Origin of the sequence: Xanthomonas sp. NCPPB 1067 (assembly GCF_020783795.1) — a bacterium.
Classification (GTDB): Bacteria; Pseudomonadota; Gammaproteobacteria; order Xanthomonadales; family Xanthomonadaceae; genus Xanthomonas; species Xanthomonas melonis.
The window spans coordinates 43,452-56,562 of sequence record NZ_JAJGQG010000011.1; the positions used below are offsets into that span (position 1 = coordinate 43,452).

Sequence of the window (13,111 nt, forward strand, 5' to 3'; positions counted from 1 at the left end):
CATGCCGCGTCTTTGCTATGTGCTGGACCTGCACGACGATGCCGCGCTGATCGCCGAATACGAGCGTTGGCATCAACCCACCGAGGTGTGGCCGGAAGTGGTGGCCTCGCTGCAGCAGGCCGGCATCCAGGAACTGGAGATCTTTCGCAGCGGCGATCGGTTGGTGATGCTGATGGATGTGAGCGAGGACTACGATCCGGCCGCCAAGGCCGCGCGCGATGCGGCCGATCCGCGCATCCAGGCGTGGGAAGAGTTGATGTGGAGGTTCCAGAAGCCGCTGCCGGGAAGTGCGCCCGGCGAGAAGTGGCGTGCAGCTGGGCAGATCTTCGCGCTGAGCCAGGCGATCCGGGCGCAACGCTAGAGCCCCCTCATCCGCCCTTCGGGCACCTTCTCCCGCAGGCGGGAGAAGGGCGTGTTCGGTGTTGGCGGTGGCCGGGCGGATGCATGCGCCGCGGTGTCCTGCGCGTGCCGCCTGGCTCCTGTGACGTGTGGTCTGACCAGCCGCCTGTCCTTCTTGGAATGCGGCAGGAGACTCCCTTCTCCCGCAAGCGGGAGAAGGTGCCCGCAGGGCGGATGAGGGAACGCGGGCTCAGGTCTTCGCGCTGGCCGCCAGATCCTCGACCCAGAAACGCCCGCCCGGATAGCTGAACTCCGCAATCGAGGCGGCATGCATCTGTGCGGAGAAGCCCGCGGCGTCCGGGGCGAGGTAGCGGCCGTGGCGGATGCGCACCGGATCCAGGAAGTGCTGATGCAGGTGGTCGACGAACTCGATCGCGCGGTCTTCCATCTTGCCGGTGATGGCGACGAAGTCGGCCATGGCCAGATGCTGTACCAGCTCGCACAGGCCCACGCCGCCGGCATGCGGGAACACGCGCACGCCGAATTTGGCGGCCAGCAGCAGGATGGCCAGGTTTTCGTTGACCCCGCCCACGCGCGCGGCATCGATCTGGATCAGATCCACCGCGCCGGCCTGCAACAGCTGCTTGAACACCACGCGGTTCTGGGTGTGTTCGCCGGTAGACACCGGCACCGGGGTAATGCCCTGGCGGATCGCGGCGTGGCCCAGTACATCGTCCGGGCTGGTGGGTTCCTCGATCCAGGCGATGTCGAATTCGGCCAGCTGGCGCATCCAGTCGATCGCCGGGCCCACGTCCCAGCGCTGGTTGGCGTCCACCGCCATCGCGATATCCGGGCCGATGGCTTCGCGCGCCAGCCGGCAGCGACGGATATCGTCCTGCACGTTGGCGCCCACCTTGAGCTTGATGGTACGGAAGCCGTCGGCCACGGCTTCTTTTGCCAGCCGCACCAGTTTCTCGTCCGAGTAACCGAGCCAGCCGGGCGAGGTGGTGTAGGCGGGGTAGCCCTGCTCGATCAACTGCGCGATACGCTGCGCGCGGTGCGGCTGCGCGTCACGCAACATCGCCAATGCCTCGTCGCGGGTGAGCGCGTCGGTGAGGTAGCGGAAGTCGATGGTGTCGACCAGTTGCTCGGGACTGAGTTCGGCGATGTAGCGCCACAGCGGCTTGTTGGCCGCGCGTGCGGCCAGATCCCAGGCGGCGTTGATCACCGCGCCGATCGCCATGTGCATCACACCCTTCTCCGGGCCCAGCCAGCGGAGTTGCGAGTCGTTGTTGAGCCGGCGCGCGAAGGCGCCCAGGTCCGCGATGATCGCTTCCACCTGCAAGCCGATCACATGCTCGGCCAGCGCGGCCACCGCCGCGGTCTGCACGTCGTTGCCGCGGCCGATGGTGAACACCAGGCCATAGCCGGCCAGGTCATTGGGTGCATCGGTGCGCAGCACCACATAGGCTGCCGAGTAATCGGGATCGGGATTCATCGCGTCCGACCCATCCAGCTCGCGCGAAGTGGGAAAGCGGACGTCGTGGGTTTCGAGGGCGATGATGGTGCTCATGAAAATCCTGGGCGATGAAGGGTGGAATAAGAGCGGAACGGCAAGAACGGAAACAGGGAATTGCTTTAGCCCCTCTCCCGCCGGGAGAGGGTTGGGGTGAGGGTATGAACGCGTAGCGCCGGTTGCGTTGACGCATGGCGTCGCCCGTGCGTTTGCAACTCAAATCACTGACTCGATTGCACGACCAACTGCGTATCGCTATCGACGCGCTGCAACGTTTGGACATTCAACGCAGCCGCTCACCCGCTGAAGACATGCTGATGATGCGTTAGCACCAGCACCGAGGTAGCACACCAACCAACAGCGGCATTGCGTCGATTTGCGCGACGACGTGGTGCCGTACCCTCACCCCAACCCCTCTCCCAAGGAAGAGGGGCCTAGGTTGCGTCGAACGAACGACTGCCGCTCGCCTTCGCCGCATCTCGCTCTCGTGGCGAGCCAGGTCCCTGGGGAGATGAGGGCCTCAACCAGCATCGCGCGGATGCGCCACCACCGGCTGGCGCTGGCGACCCAGGCCTTCGATCTCCAGCTCCATCACGTCGCCAGGTTTGAGATACACCGGCGGCTTCTGCCCCAGGCCCACGCCCGGCGGGGTGCCGGTGCTGATCACATCGCCGGGCATCAGCGTCATGTAGCGGCTGATATGGCTGACCAGTTCGGCCACGCCGAAAACCATCGTGCGCGTGCTGCCGTTCTGGTAACGGTGGCCGTTGACCTCCAGCCACATCGACAGGTTCTGCGGGTCGGCCACTTCGTCGCGGGTGACCAGCCACGGCCCGATCGGACCGAAGGTGTCGGCGCTCTTGCCCTTGACCCACTGGCCGCCGTGTTCGAGCTGGAACTCGCGCTCGGACAGATCGTTGATCACCGCGTAGCCGGCCACATGGTTCAGCGCTGCGTCCACCGATACATCGCGCGCCACATCGCCGATCACCACGCCCAGTTCCACTTCCCAATCGCTCTTCACCGAGCCGCGCGGAATGATCACGGTGTCGTTGGGGCCGCACACCGCGGTGGTGGCCTTCATGAACAGGATCGGCATCTTGGGGACTTCCATGCCTGATTCGGCGGCATGGTCGGCGTAGTTCAGGCCCACGCAGATGAACTTGCCGATGCGGCCCACTGCGGCACCGTAGCGCACGTCGCCTTCGATCACCGGCAGCGTGGAGACGTCCAGCGCCCGTAGTTTGTCCAGGCCGGCATTGGTGAGGTGCTCGCCGGCCACATCGTCGATCACACCGCTGAGGTCGCGGATGCGGCCGTCGTGATCGATCAGACCAGGGCGTTCGTGGCCTTCGGCGCCAACACGTACGAGTTTCATGCAGTCTTCCTTTGCAGATGAGGAATGGAGTGGCTATCGGGACTGGCGCGCGTGCAGCGGCTCACGCAGATCGCTCCCTCGACAACGCAGCGCAGGAACGGCAGCGCTGCGCCGCATCGCGCGCGGCTTGCAACGCGCAACGCGGCGTGTGGCGCGTTCAGTTGGACCAGCCGCCATCGATGATATGGGTCTGGCCGGTGGTGAACGACGATTCGTCCGACGCCAAATACACCACCAGCTGCGCGATCTCGCGCGGATCGCCCAGGCGGCCCATCGGCTGGCGGTCGGTGAAGCTCTTCCACACCGCCTGTTCGTCGCCGCCCAGGGCTTTCACGCGCTGGCCCAGCGAGGGCGTCTTGATGGTGCCGGGGCAGATCGCGTTGCAGCGCACGCCCTGGGCGACATAGTCGGCGGCGATCGCCTTGCTCAGGCCGATCACCGCGGCCTTGGTCACGCCGTAGACGAAGCGGTTCGGCACGCCCTTGATGCTGGACGCCACCGAGGACATGTTGATGATGCTGCCACGGCCGCGTTCCAGCATGCCCGGCAGCACCGCCTTGCAGGTGTAGTACATCGCATCGACATTGATCGAGAACGAGCGGCGCCAGGCCGGCTCGTCGCACTCGAGAATGCTGCCCTGATGCACGAAGCCGGCGCAGTTGAACAACACATCGAACGGACCGTGCGCATCGATCAACGCGGTGATCGCCGCGGCGTCGGTGACGTCGAGCAGCTGGGTGGTGATCGCCTCCGATTCGGCGGCCAGTGCCTGCAAGGCCGCGGCGTCGATATCGGTGGCAATCACCTGCGCACCGGCGCGTGCGCAGGCCAGCGCGCTTTCGCGGCCGATGCCGGCGCCGGCGGCGGTGATCAGGCAGCGCTTGCCGTGCAGGCGGTCGGTGGGGGTCGAAGCGATCGAGACAGTCATACCGGTGAGGTTCCGTGGGTGGGTGCCGCCGGCCGTGGCAGACGATAGAACGCGCGGGCGTTGTCGGCGAAGACCGCATCGGCATCGCCAGCGGCATGGCGGGCGACCAATCGGTCGGCGATCTCGACCCACTGCGCGTAATCCGCACGCAGCGTCAGTACCGGCCAGTCGCTGCCCCAGAGCAGACGCTGTGCGCCGAAGCGGGCGAACAGATGCGCCACATACGGCTCCAGCGCGTCCACGCCGGCGCCGCGCGCGGCTTCGGTGAGCAGGCCGGAGAGTTTGCAATGCACGTTGGGATGCTGCGCCAGTGCTGCCATGCCGGCCGCCCAGGCAACGAATTCGCCGGCCGCGATCTGCGGCTTGCCGCCGTGATCGACGACCACGCGCAGCGACGGATGGCGTTGCAGCCGCGTCTGCAGCGCCGGCACGTGCACCGCGCGGATCAGGGCATCGAAGGCCAGATCGTGCGCCAGCATGGCGTCGAATGCGGCGTCGAGCGCCGGATCGGCCAGCCACCGGACATCGGCGATGTCCTGCACCATCGGGCGCAGTCCCTTGAGCAGGCCGTCGCCGGCGCGCACCAGCGCACCGATGCGTGCGGCGGCATCGGGTGCGGCGAAATCCACCCAGCCGACCACGCCGGCGATGCGTGGCTCGTCGCGCGCCAGCTCGAACAGGTAGCAGGTCTCGGCTTCCGTCGCGGCCGCCTGCACGACGACCAGGCTGGCGACGCCGGCCGCATCCAGCGCCGCGCTCGCATCGTGCAGGGCGAAGTCGCGGTACAGCGGCGCGAGCTCAGGCGTCAGCCAGTCGTAGTCGCCGCGGGCCAGGTGCCAGAAATGCAGATGCGCATCGACGCGGTTCATGGCGTGGGCAGGTCCGCATCGAGCAGGCCGCCATCGCGCAGGCGTTGCCACAGCGCGGCCGGAACGGGGGTGTGCAGGCGGGCGGCGGCCGCGTGCACCTCGGCCACGCTGCGCATGCCGGCCACCACCGTGGTCACCGCCGGATGCGCCAGCGGGAACTGCAGGGCCGCCGCGCCGATGTCCACCGCGAACGCCGCGCAGGCCGCATACAGGCGCTGCGCCTGCTGCAGGGTGGCGGTGTCTACCGGCGCGTAGTTGTAGGTGGCGCCCGGCCCACGCGCATCGCTGAGCAGGCCCGAGCTGTACGGACCGGCCGACAGGATGGAGACGCCGCGCTGCTGCGCCTGGTCCAGCAGCGCACGCGCGCCGTGCTGTTCCAGCAGGGTGTAGCGGCCGGCCAGCATCACGCAGTCGAGCGGGAAGCGTGGCAGCACCTCCAGCGCCACCTCCTGTTCGTTGACGCCCAGCCCGATCGCCCCGCATGCACCGGCGGCCTTCAGTTCCGCCATCGCCGGCAAGGCCTCCTCCAAGGCCTGGCGCAGCACATTGGCGTGGTTGTCGCCGTGGGTCAGCGCGCCGATGTCGTGCAGCAGCAGCACATCGATGTAGTCGGTCCCCAGGCGCTCCAGGCTGGAGGCGAAGGCGCGGCGCACGCCGTCGGCGCTGTAGTCGAACTCGGCGCGGCGGCCAGCCACCGCAAAGCCTTCGCGGCCGGCAGGCGCCTGTGCATCGTCGTAGACGCAGCGGCCCACCTTGGTCGAGAGCGTGTAGGCATCGCGCCGCACCCTGGCCAAGCCCCGGCCCAGGCGCGCCTCGCTCAGGCCGTAGCCGTAGTAGGGCGCAGTGTCGAAATGACGAATGCCGGCCTCGAGGGCCGCGGCGATCGCCGCCAGCGCCTGGCCCTCGTCGACCTCGGCGTACAGATTGCCGATGGGCGCGGCGCCAAATCCCAGTGCCGGCAGCTGCACGCTGGTGCTGCCCACCGACTGCGGCAGCCTGCTCATGCGTGCCGCTCCACACGCGCTGGCGATGCGGCGCAGGGTGGAGCGTAGTGGTGAGGGCTATCGCTGGGCATCGCAACGTCCGGCAGCCGGCGGGTGCCGGACTGTTCGCATATGAATATCGCAATCATGAGTGAACAGATCACGCTGCGGTGCAGCATGGCGGGAAGGCAGGGCGAGAGGGCACCCCGCGTGGTGCTGGTGCTGCAAGCGCCGAGGGCGCGCCTTGCGAAACCGGATCGCTGCTCGTCGAGGGGTGGCCCGACACCGGCGCCAGTCGATGTGGCGCAGACATGCCGCGATGAGGCGCGCCGGACCCGGGATGCGCGCAGTCGGCGCGTGCCGTCATCGGCCTGCACCGAGAACGGTCGCACCGCCCGGCGCCGCCATCGTTTGTCCAGTTCGCTTGTTCTCGATCGCCCGGACGCCGCACTCCGCCGCCCGCTGCTATGTCGAAATCCACGCCCCGCATCACCAGTTCCTATAACGCGGCGCGCGCGGTTGCCTCGTGCCCGCCGCTGGGGCTAGATAGCCAGCCCTTTCCCAGCGAAGCGCTTGCATGCCAGACACGACCCGGCGCGATTTGTTCAAGGTGTTGGCCGCAGGTGCGTTGGTCGCACCGCTCACTGCGGCGGCGCAGGCACCCGCGCCAGCCATGCAATGCACCCGCACCCCGCAGTGGGCACGCGGCCCCGAGGGCCAGCGCAAGGCCGATCTGGGCAACGGCACCTATCTGAATCCCATCGTGGCCGGCGATCACCCGGATCCCACCATCCTCAAGGATGGTGACGACTACTACATGACGTTCTCGTCGTTCTTCTCGTATCCGGGCATCGTGCTGTGGCATTCCACCGACCTGGTCAACTGGACGCCGATCGGGCCGGCCCTGCGCAAGGAGCTGGGCACGATCTGGGCGCTGGACCTGTGCAAGCACGACGATCGCTACTACATCTACATCCCCGCCAATCCGGACGACAAGGGCTGGTCGATCTTCGTGATCTGGGCCGACGATATCCGCGGGCCGTGGAGCGACCCGATCGATCTGCAGATCGCCGGCTGCATCGACCCCGGCCACGTGGTGGGCGAGGACGGCAAGCGCTACCTGTTCGTCAACGGCATTCGCAAGATCCGCCTGCGCGACGACGGTCTGGCCACCGACGGGCAGCTGGAACCGGCCTACGCGCCGTGGCGCTATCCCGAGGACTGGGTGGTGGAGAACTTCGCCCCCGAAGGCCCCAAGCTCACTTGGCACGAGGGTTGGCTGTATCTGGTCACCGCCGTCGGCGGGACCGCCGGGCCGGTCACCGGGCACATGGTGATCGCCGCGCGTTCGCGCTCGGTGCACGGGCCGTGGGAGCACTGCCCGCGCAATCCGCTGGTGCGCACGCAGTCCGAGCAGGAGCCGTGGTGGTCGCGTGGGCATGCCACGCTGGTGCAGGGCCCGCGCGGCGACTGGTGGCTGGTCTATCACGGCTACGAAAACGGCTTCCGCACGCTGGGGCGCCAGACCCTGCTGGAACCGGTCGAGTGGACCGCCGATGGCTGGTTCCGCGCCACCGGTGGCGACCTGTCCAAGCCGCTGCGCACGCCGGCACGCGCCCCTGTCGGCAAAACGCCGGCCGCCACCGGCTTCGCCTTGTCCGACGACTTCTCCAGCGATCGCTTTGGGACGCAGTGGAGCCTGCACGCGCCCAAGCCTGGCGAGCAGGCACGCGTGCGACGTGCGAACAAGGCGCTCACGCTCGCCTGCGCCGGCAGCTCGCCGATCGACAGCGCGCCGCTGACCTGCGGCGTGCCCGACCGTGCCTATGTGGCCGAGGTGTCGCTGGAGCTGGTCGGCGATGCCGAAGGCGGCATCCTGCTGTTCTACAACCACAAGGCCTTCGTCGGCATCGGCTTTACCGCCGAGGCCATGAAGACCTACGAGTACTCCCAGGAACTGGTGTGGGCGCGCGCGCCCAACACGCATTGTCGCGTGCGCGTGCGCCTGACCAACGATCGCCATGTGGTGGGTTTCGAGTACTCGGTCGACGAGGGGCGGCAGTGGACGCGGCATCCCACCCGCATGGAGGTCTCCGGATTCCACCACAACGTGTTCGGCGGCTTCCTGAGCCTGCAGCTGGGCCTGTATGCCGCGCAGCAGGGCGAGGTGGTGCTGCGCGATTTCCGCTATCGCGCGCTGGGCTGAGGGCGGCCTGTCTGCACGGTCCGAGTGTGTGCCGCGCGCGCGCTGTAGCGGGTGCGATGGATGACAGGGCCGCGTAGGCATTCGCTGCCGGAGCCCGGCAAGGCGGCCACTGCAGTGTCCGAGACACATTGACCCGAACGACGTGTGCAATCCCACGCGCGCCGGGTCGCCACGGAAGCCGGCGGGGCGCGGATGGCCCCGCCGCTGGACCTGCAGCGGCCCACCGACCCCGGCGAGCCAGGGTCAGCGAGAAATGGACGACGCGCTCGAAACCCGAGCGTCCGTGTGGTGCTGCAGATTCAAAGCACCGGCCGCGCCCGCCCCGGCGGTGAGCGCAGCCGCTGTGCCAGCTGCTCAGCCGCAGCAATAGCAGACGTTGCCCTGGCCCAGGTCGCCGCCGAATTCCGGACACTCGGCCTTGCATGCCCACGCGCTACACGATTCGACCTTCGGCTGGGCGTTATCGACCGCCATCACCTGGAACGCACCAAAGCCGGTGCTGGCCAGGAACGTCGCTGCCATCAACGCACTGCGCAAGCTTACCCAACGCTTTTTCATGCATTACTCCCTCAAGGTTGCAAAAGCCGCTGGCGCATCCGTGCGGCCCAAGGCGGCGACCAGGTCCTGCACCCGCTCCGTGGTATCGAAGACGCCAAGATGGGAATGGCGCACACGTCCCTCCCCATCGATGGCCAACAGCAGCGGCACGTTGCGCGCGCGGAACAGCATCAGCGCGCGACGATCGGTCAACGTGACCACCGGAAAGTCGAAACCGTGCTTATGCGCGTAGCGCGCGGCCTGCGCTGGATCGCAATGGCAGACGCCCAGCAACTGCGGTCGCCCCGGCAGGTTGGCCTGCAGTTGCCGCGCCGCGCGCAGCACGGTCGGCGCCGAACGCTGGCAGTACGGGCAGGTGGTGGTGAAGAAGAACAGCACCTGCGCCCGTCCTTGCGGCGCGCCCAGCAGATGCCGCTGGCCCTGGGCATCGGCAACCTCTATTCGCGGTACGTACATGCCCTCGTAGGGTGTGCTGATGCGCGTCTGCAGCCATTGCTGCTGCATGCGCAGTTGCCGGTTCTGCCAGGCCAGTACCGCGATCAATGCGCAGGCCACCAGCAGGCCCATCCAGAGCCAGGGGAAACGTCGCGCCATGCCAGCTCCAAAGCACCGGTGATGGCCGAGCCTTGCCCAGCCATCAGTAAATGGTCAATGGTGATATCGACAACTGCGATACCGCACGGTGCGCGGCTGTGGATGCGATCACGCCTGTGCGCTTGGGCCTGCCAGCGAATCGTTGCAGGCTCCAGCGCGTTTGCGCAGGCGGGGCTGGGCTTGAGCAGCCGGCGCCCCCATCCGCCCTTCGGGCACCTTCCCCCGCGGGCGGGAGAAGGGAAGCGTTGGCCCGGCGCTGCAGCAGTGCTGGTAACCATCACCTTCTCCCGCAGGCGGGAGAAGGTGGCGCGCAGCGCCGGATGAGGGGCATTGGTGCCGTGCGAGTCTCGCCTGCGGGAATGTCGCGAGACTGCTGCCCCCATTCGCCCTTCGGGCACCTTCCCCCGCGGGCGGGGGAAGGGAGGTGTTGGCCTGGCGCTGCAGCAGTGCTGGTAACCATCACCTTCTCCCGCAGGCGGGAGAAGGTGGCGCGCAGCGCCGGATGAGGGGCGTTGGTGCTGTGCGATTCTCGCCTACGGGACTGTCGCGAGACGGCTGCCCTCCCTCCGCCCTTCGGGCACCTTCCCCCGCAGGCGGGGGAAGGGAAGCGTTGGCCTGGTGCTGCAGCAGTGCTGGTAACCATCACCTTCTCCCGCACGCGGGAGAAGGTGGCGCGCAGCGCCGGATGAGGGGCGCTGGTGCTGTGCGAGTCTTGCCTGCGGGAATGTTGCGAGACTGCTGCCCCCATCCGCCCTTCGGGCACCTTCCCCCGCGGGCGGGGAAGGGAACTAGTGGGGCAAACGCAGCGGCGCAGCTTACTCTTCGTCAGGCGGCGGCAGGACGATGCCGTCGGCGTCGATGGCGAGCTTGCCGGCCATCAGGACCGCCTGGGTGCGGTTGGTCACGCCGAGCTTGCGCAGGATCGCGGTGACATGCGCCTTGATGGTGGCTTCTGACACGCCCAGGTCGTAGGCGATCTGCTTGTTCAGGCGGCCGGCGCCCAGCATCTGCAGCACGCGGAACTGCTGTGGCGTGAGGTCCCGCAGGCGCTGGCCGACCTCGCGTTCCTCGCTATCGGTGGGCGGCAGTTTCTGCGCTTCGGCCGGAATCCAGCGCTCGCCATCGAGCACCGTGGCCAGGGCGCGGCCGATGGTGTCCGAGTCGGCGGACTTGGGAATGAAGCCGAATGCGCCGTGGTCGATCGCCCGACGCATCACCGTGGGCTCCTCGCGCGCCGACACCACCACCACCGGCAGCTGCGGGTGCAGCGAGCGCATATGCACCAGCGCACTGAAGCCCTGCGCACCCGGCATGTTGAGATCCATCAGCAACAGGTCTGCATCCGGCTGCGCATCGGCCAGCGTGTACAAGGCATCCACGTTGTCCGCCTCGAACAGCTCCACCCCCGGCATCACGCGCTGCACCGCCCCGCGCAAGGCTTCGCGGAACAGGGGGTGGTCGTCGGCAATCAGCAGGGTGGTCATGGTGGGGCCGGGAGTGGGGATTTGGGATTGGTAAAAGCGCGGGATTCGGGATTCGGATGTTGGGATTCGCAAGAGCAGGGATTTCGAAGAGCGCATCGCGATTGCCGATGCAAGAGACCGTCTCTCTCTGCATCGCACTCAACACTGCATGGACAGGGAGAGAGATGATTGGGCAATGGGAACCCGCTTCTGCGAATTCCCAATCCCAAATCACCAATCCCCGCTCCTTAGCGAATCCCCAATCCCGAATCCCCGCCTCTCAGCGCGCCAGCCGCTCGTTGACCAGCGAATCCACCACCGACGGATCGGCCAGCGTGGAGGTGTCGCCCAGCTGGTCCGGCGCGTTCTCGGCGATCTTGCGCAGGATGCGGCGCATGATCTTGCCCGAGCGGGTCTTGGGCAGGCCTGGGGCCCACTGCAGATGATCGGGCGAGGCGATCGGGCCGATCTCCTTGCGCACCCAGCCCACCAGTTCCTTGTGCAGCTCGTCGCTGGGATTCTCGCCGGCGATCAGGGTCACGTAGGCATAGATGCCCTGGCCCTTGACGTCATGCGGGAAGCCCACCACCGCCGCTTCGGCCACCTTGGGGTGCGAGACCAGCGCGCTTTCCACCTCGGCGGTGCCGATGCGGTGGCCGGAGACGTTGATCACGTCGTCCACGCGGCCGGTGATCCAGTAATAGCCATCGGCATCGCGGCGGCAGCCGTCGCCGGTGAAGTAGCTGCCCGGATAGGTGCGGAAGTAGGTGTCGATGAAGCGCTGGTGGTCGCCATAGACGCTGCGCATCTGGCCCGGCCACGAGTCCAGCAGCACCAGATTGCCTTCGGTGGCGCCTTCCAGAATCTTGCCTTCGGCATCCACCAGCGCCGGCTGCACGCCGAAGAACGGCAGCGTCGCCGAGCCCGGCTTGAGGTCCACCGCGCCGGCCAGCGGCGAGATCAGGATGCCGCCGGTTTCGGTCTGCCACCAGGTATCCACGATCGGGCAGCGGCTGTCGCCGACCACCTCGTAGTACCAGCGCCAGGCCTCCGGGTTGATCGGTTCGCCCACGCTGCCGAGCAGGCGCAGGCTCTTGCGCGAGGTCTTCTTGACCGGCGCCTCGCCGTCGCGCATCAGCGCGCGGATGGCGGTTGGCGCGGTGTAGAACAGGGTGACCTGGTGCTTGTCGATCACCTCCCAGAAGCGCGACACGCTGGGGTAGTTGGGCACGCCTTCGAACATCAGCGCGGTGGCGCCATTGGCGAGCGGGCCATAGACGATGTAGCTGTGGCCGGTGACCCAGCCCACGTCGGCGGTGCACCAGTAGATGTCGTCCTCGCGCAGGTCGAACACCACCTCATGGGTATAGCTGGCGAACAGCAGGTAGCCGGCGGTGGTGTGCAGCACGCCCTTGGGCTTGCCGGTGGAGCCGGAGGTGTACAGGATGAACAACGGGTCTTCGGCGTTCATGCGCTCGGGTTCGCACTCGGCCGGCTGGCCGTCGACCACGTCGTGGAACCAGCGGTCGCGCGGGGCCTGCATCTCCACCGCGCCACCGGTGTGGCGTACCACCAGCACGGTTTCGACGGTGTTCGTGCCGGGAATCTTCAGCGCCGCGTCGACATTGGCCTTGAGCGGAATCTTCTTGCCACCACGCAGGCCTTCGTCGGCGGTGATGATCAGCTTGCTCTGGCAGTCGATCACGCGGTCGGCGATGGAGTTGGCGGCAAAGCCGCCGAACACCACCGAATGCACCGCGCCGATACGCGCGCAGGCCAGCATGGCCACGGCCGCGTCGACGATCATCGGCAGATAGATGGTGACCCGGTCGCCCTTCTTGACGCCCAGGTTGCGCAGTGCGTTGCCGAGCTTGCACACGCGCTCGTACAGCTCGCGATAGGTCACCGGGTAGGAGGCCGCATCCGGGCTGTCCGGTTCGAACAGCAGCGCGGTCTTGTCGCCGCGCGTGGCCAGTTGGCGGTCCAGGCAGTTGACGCTGGCGTTGAGCTCGCCATCGCCGAACCAGCGGATGCGGAAGTCGTCCAGCGCGTAGCTGACGTCCTTGACCTGGGTGGGTTGCTTGAACCAGTCCAGCCGCTGCGCGGCCTTGCCCCAGAACTGTTCCGGGTGCTCGATCGATTCGCGGTACAGCGCGGCGTACTGCTCGCGCGTGACGCGCGCATCGGCAGCGAACGCGGGATCGACGGGGTACACATCAGCCATGGCAACCTCACTTGCGATAAGCGTGTCGGGAGAGGGCCAAGCCGCTGCCCTCG

11 protein-coding genes are annotated in these 13,111 nt (G+C 67.6%); 2 read left to right on the forward strand and 9 right to left on the reverse strand.

The window, feature by feature from the left end:
* Position 1: 1 nt before the first annotated feature.
* On the forward strand, positions 2–361 hold the full coding sequence (locus LL962_RS10530) for an L-fucose mutarotase (RefSeq protein ID WP_228316859.1): 360 nt from the start codon (positions 2–4) through the stop codon (positions 359–361).
* A 228-nt stretch (positions 362–589) separates the two neighbouring features.
* Here LL962_RS10530 and LL962_RS10535 read toward each other — a convergent pair whose 3' ends face one another.
* The 5 genes from LL962_RS10535 to LL962_RS10555 all read right to left on the reverse strand — a co-directional run bounded on the left by LL962_RS10535 (position 590) and on the right by LL962_RS10555 (position 6,034).
* Entirely contained in the window at positions 590–1,912 is a 1,323-nt protein-coding gene (locus tag LL962_RS10535; protein ID WP_228316860.1) for an L-fuconate dehydratase, read from the reverse strand.
* A 463-nt stretch (positions 1,913–2,375) separates the two neighbouring features.
* On the reverse strand, positions 2,376–3,233 hold the full coding sequence (locus LL962_RS10540) for a fumarylacetoacetate hydrolase family protein (RefSeq protein ID WP_228316861.1): 858 nt from the start codon (positions 3,231–3,233) through the stop codon (positions 2,376–2,378).
* Between the two features lie 157 nt (positions 3,234–3,390).
* Positions 3,391–4,161 (reverse strand): SDR family oxidoreductase, encoded by a 771-nt coding sequence (locus LL962_RS10545; protein ID WP_104588379.1) that lies wholly within the window; start codon positions 4,159–4,161, stop codon positions 3,391–3,393.
* Positions 4,158–5,030, reverse strand: coding sequence for an amidohydrolase family protein (locus LL962_RS10550; protein WP_228316862.1), 873 nt, complete (start codon positions 5,028–5,030; stop codon positions 4,158–4,160). Before LL962_RS10550 ends, LL962_RS10545 begins: the two co-directional genes overlap by 4 nt.
* Complete coding sequence (locus LL962_RS10555; RefSeq protein ID WP_228316863.1) at positions 5,027–6,034, reverse strand: aldo/keto reductase; 1,008 nt, start codon at positions 6,032–6,034, stop codon at positions 5,027–5,029. The genes LL962_RS10550 and LL962_RS10555 overlap by 4 nt, the downstream gene beginning before the upstream one ends.
* 556 nt (positions 6,035–6,590) lie before the next feature.
* Between LL962_RS10555 and LL962_RS10560 the strand changes: the two genes are divergently transcribed.
* Entirely contained in the window at positions 6,591–8,219 is a 1,629-nt protein-coding gene (locus LL962_RS10560) for a family 43 glycosylhydrolase (RefSeq protein WP_228316864.1), read from the forward strand.
* 354 nt (positions 8,220–8,573) lie between these two features.
* Here LL962_RS10560 and LL962_RS10565 read toward each other — a convergent pair whose 3' ends face one another.
* The 4 genes from LL962_RS10565 to acs form a co-directional block, all read right to left on the reverse strand.
* Positions 8,574–8,777 carry a hypothetical protein gene (locus tag LL962_RS10565; RefSeq protein ID WP_005922076.1) on the reverse strand — a complete coding sequence of 68 codons (204 nt, stop codon included), beginning with the start codon at positions 8,775–8,777 and terminating at the stop codon, positions 8,574–8,576.
* A 3-nt stretch (positions 8,778–8,780) separates the two neighbouring features.
* Positions 8,781–9,344, reverse strand: a complete 564-nt coding sequence (locus LL962_RS10570; protein WP_228316904.1) for a peroxiredoxin family protein — start codon at positions 9,342–9,344, stop codon at positions 8,781–8,783.
* Between the two features lie 842 nt (positions 9,345–10,186).
* A complete protein-coding gene (locus tag LL962_RS10575; RefSeq protein WP_104588374.1) occupies positions 10,187–10,855 on the reverse strand; it encodes a response regulator transcription factor in 669 nt (222 codons plus the stop codon).
* Positions 10,856–11,114: 259 nt separating this feature from the next.
* The gene (gene acs, locus LL962_RS10580; RefSeq protein ID WP_104588373.1) at positions 11,115–13,058 is read right to left on the reverse strand and encodes an acetate--CoA ligase; all 1,944 of its coding nucleotides are present in this window, start codon (positions 13,056–13,058) and stop codon (positions 11,115–11,117) included.
* Positions 13,059–13,111: the final 53 nt, after the last annotated feature.

Bases quoted from the DNA above. Each gene is read 5' to 3' on its own strand.
- LL962_RS10530 (WP_228316859.1), top strand. From the start codon at position 2: ATGCCGCGTCTTTGCTATGTGCTGGACCTGCACGACGATGCCGCGCTG.
- LL962_RS10535 (WP_228316860.1), bottom strand. From the start codon at position 1,912: ATGAGCACCATCATCGCCCTCGAAACCCACGACGTCCGCTTTCCCACT.
- LL962_RS10540 (WP_228316861.1), bottom strand. From the start codon at position 3,233: ATGAAACTCGTACGTGTTGGCGCCGAAGGCCACGAACGCCCTGGTCTG.
- LL962_RS10545 (WP_104588379.1), bottom strand. From the start codon at position 4,161: ATGACTGTCTCGATCGCTTCGACCCCCACCGACCGCCTGCACGGCAAG.
- LL962_RS10550 (WP_228316862.1), bottom strand. From the start codon at position 5,030: ATGAACCGCGTCGATGCGCATCTGCATTTCTGGCACCTGGCCCGCGGC.
- LL962_RS10555 (WP_228316863.1), bottom strand. From the start codon at position 6,034: ATGAGCAGGCTGCCGCAGTCGGTGGGCAGCACCAGCGTGCAGCTGCCG.
- LL962_RS10560 (WP_228316864.1), top strand. From the start codon at position 6,591: ATGCCAGACACGACCCGGCGCGATTTGTTCAAGGTGTTGGCCGCAGGT.
- LL962_RS10565 (WP_005922076.1), bottom strand. From the start codon at position 8,777: ATGAAAAAGCGTTGGGTAAGCTTGCGCAGTGCGTTGATGGCAGCGACG.
- LL962_RS10570 (WP_228316904.1), bottom strand. From the start codon at position 9,344: ATGGGCCTGCTGGTGGCCTGCGCATTGATCGCGGTACTGGCCTGGCAG.
- LL962_RS10575 (WP_104588374.1), bottom strand. From the start codon at position 10,855: ATGACCACCCTGCTGATTGCCGACGACCACCCCCTGTTCCGCGAAGCC.
- acs (WP_104588373.1), bottom strand. From the start codon at position 13,058: ATGGCTGATGTGTACCCCGTCGATCCCGCGTTCGCTGCCGATGCGCGC.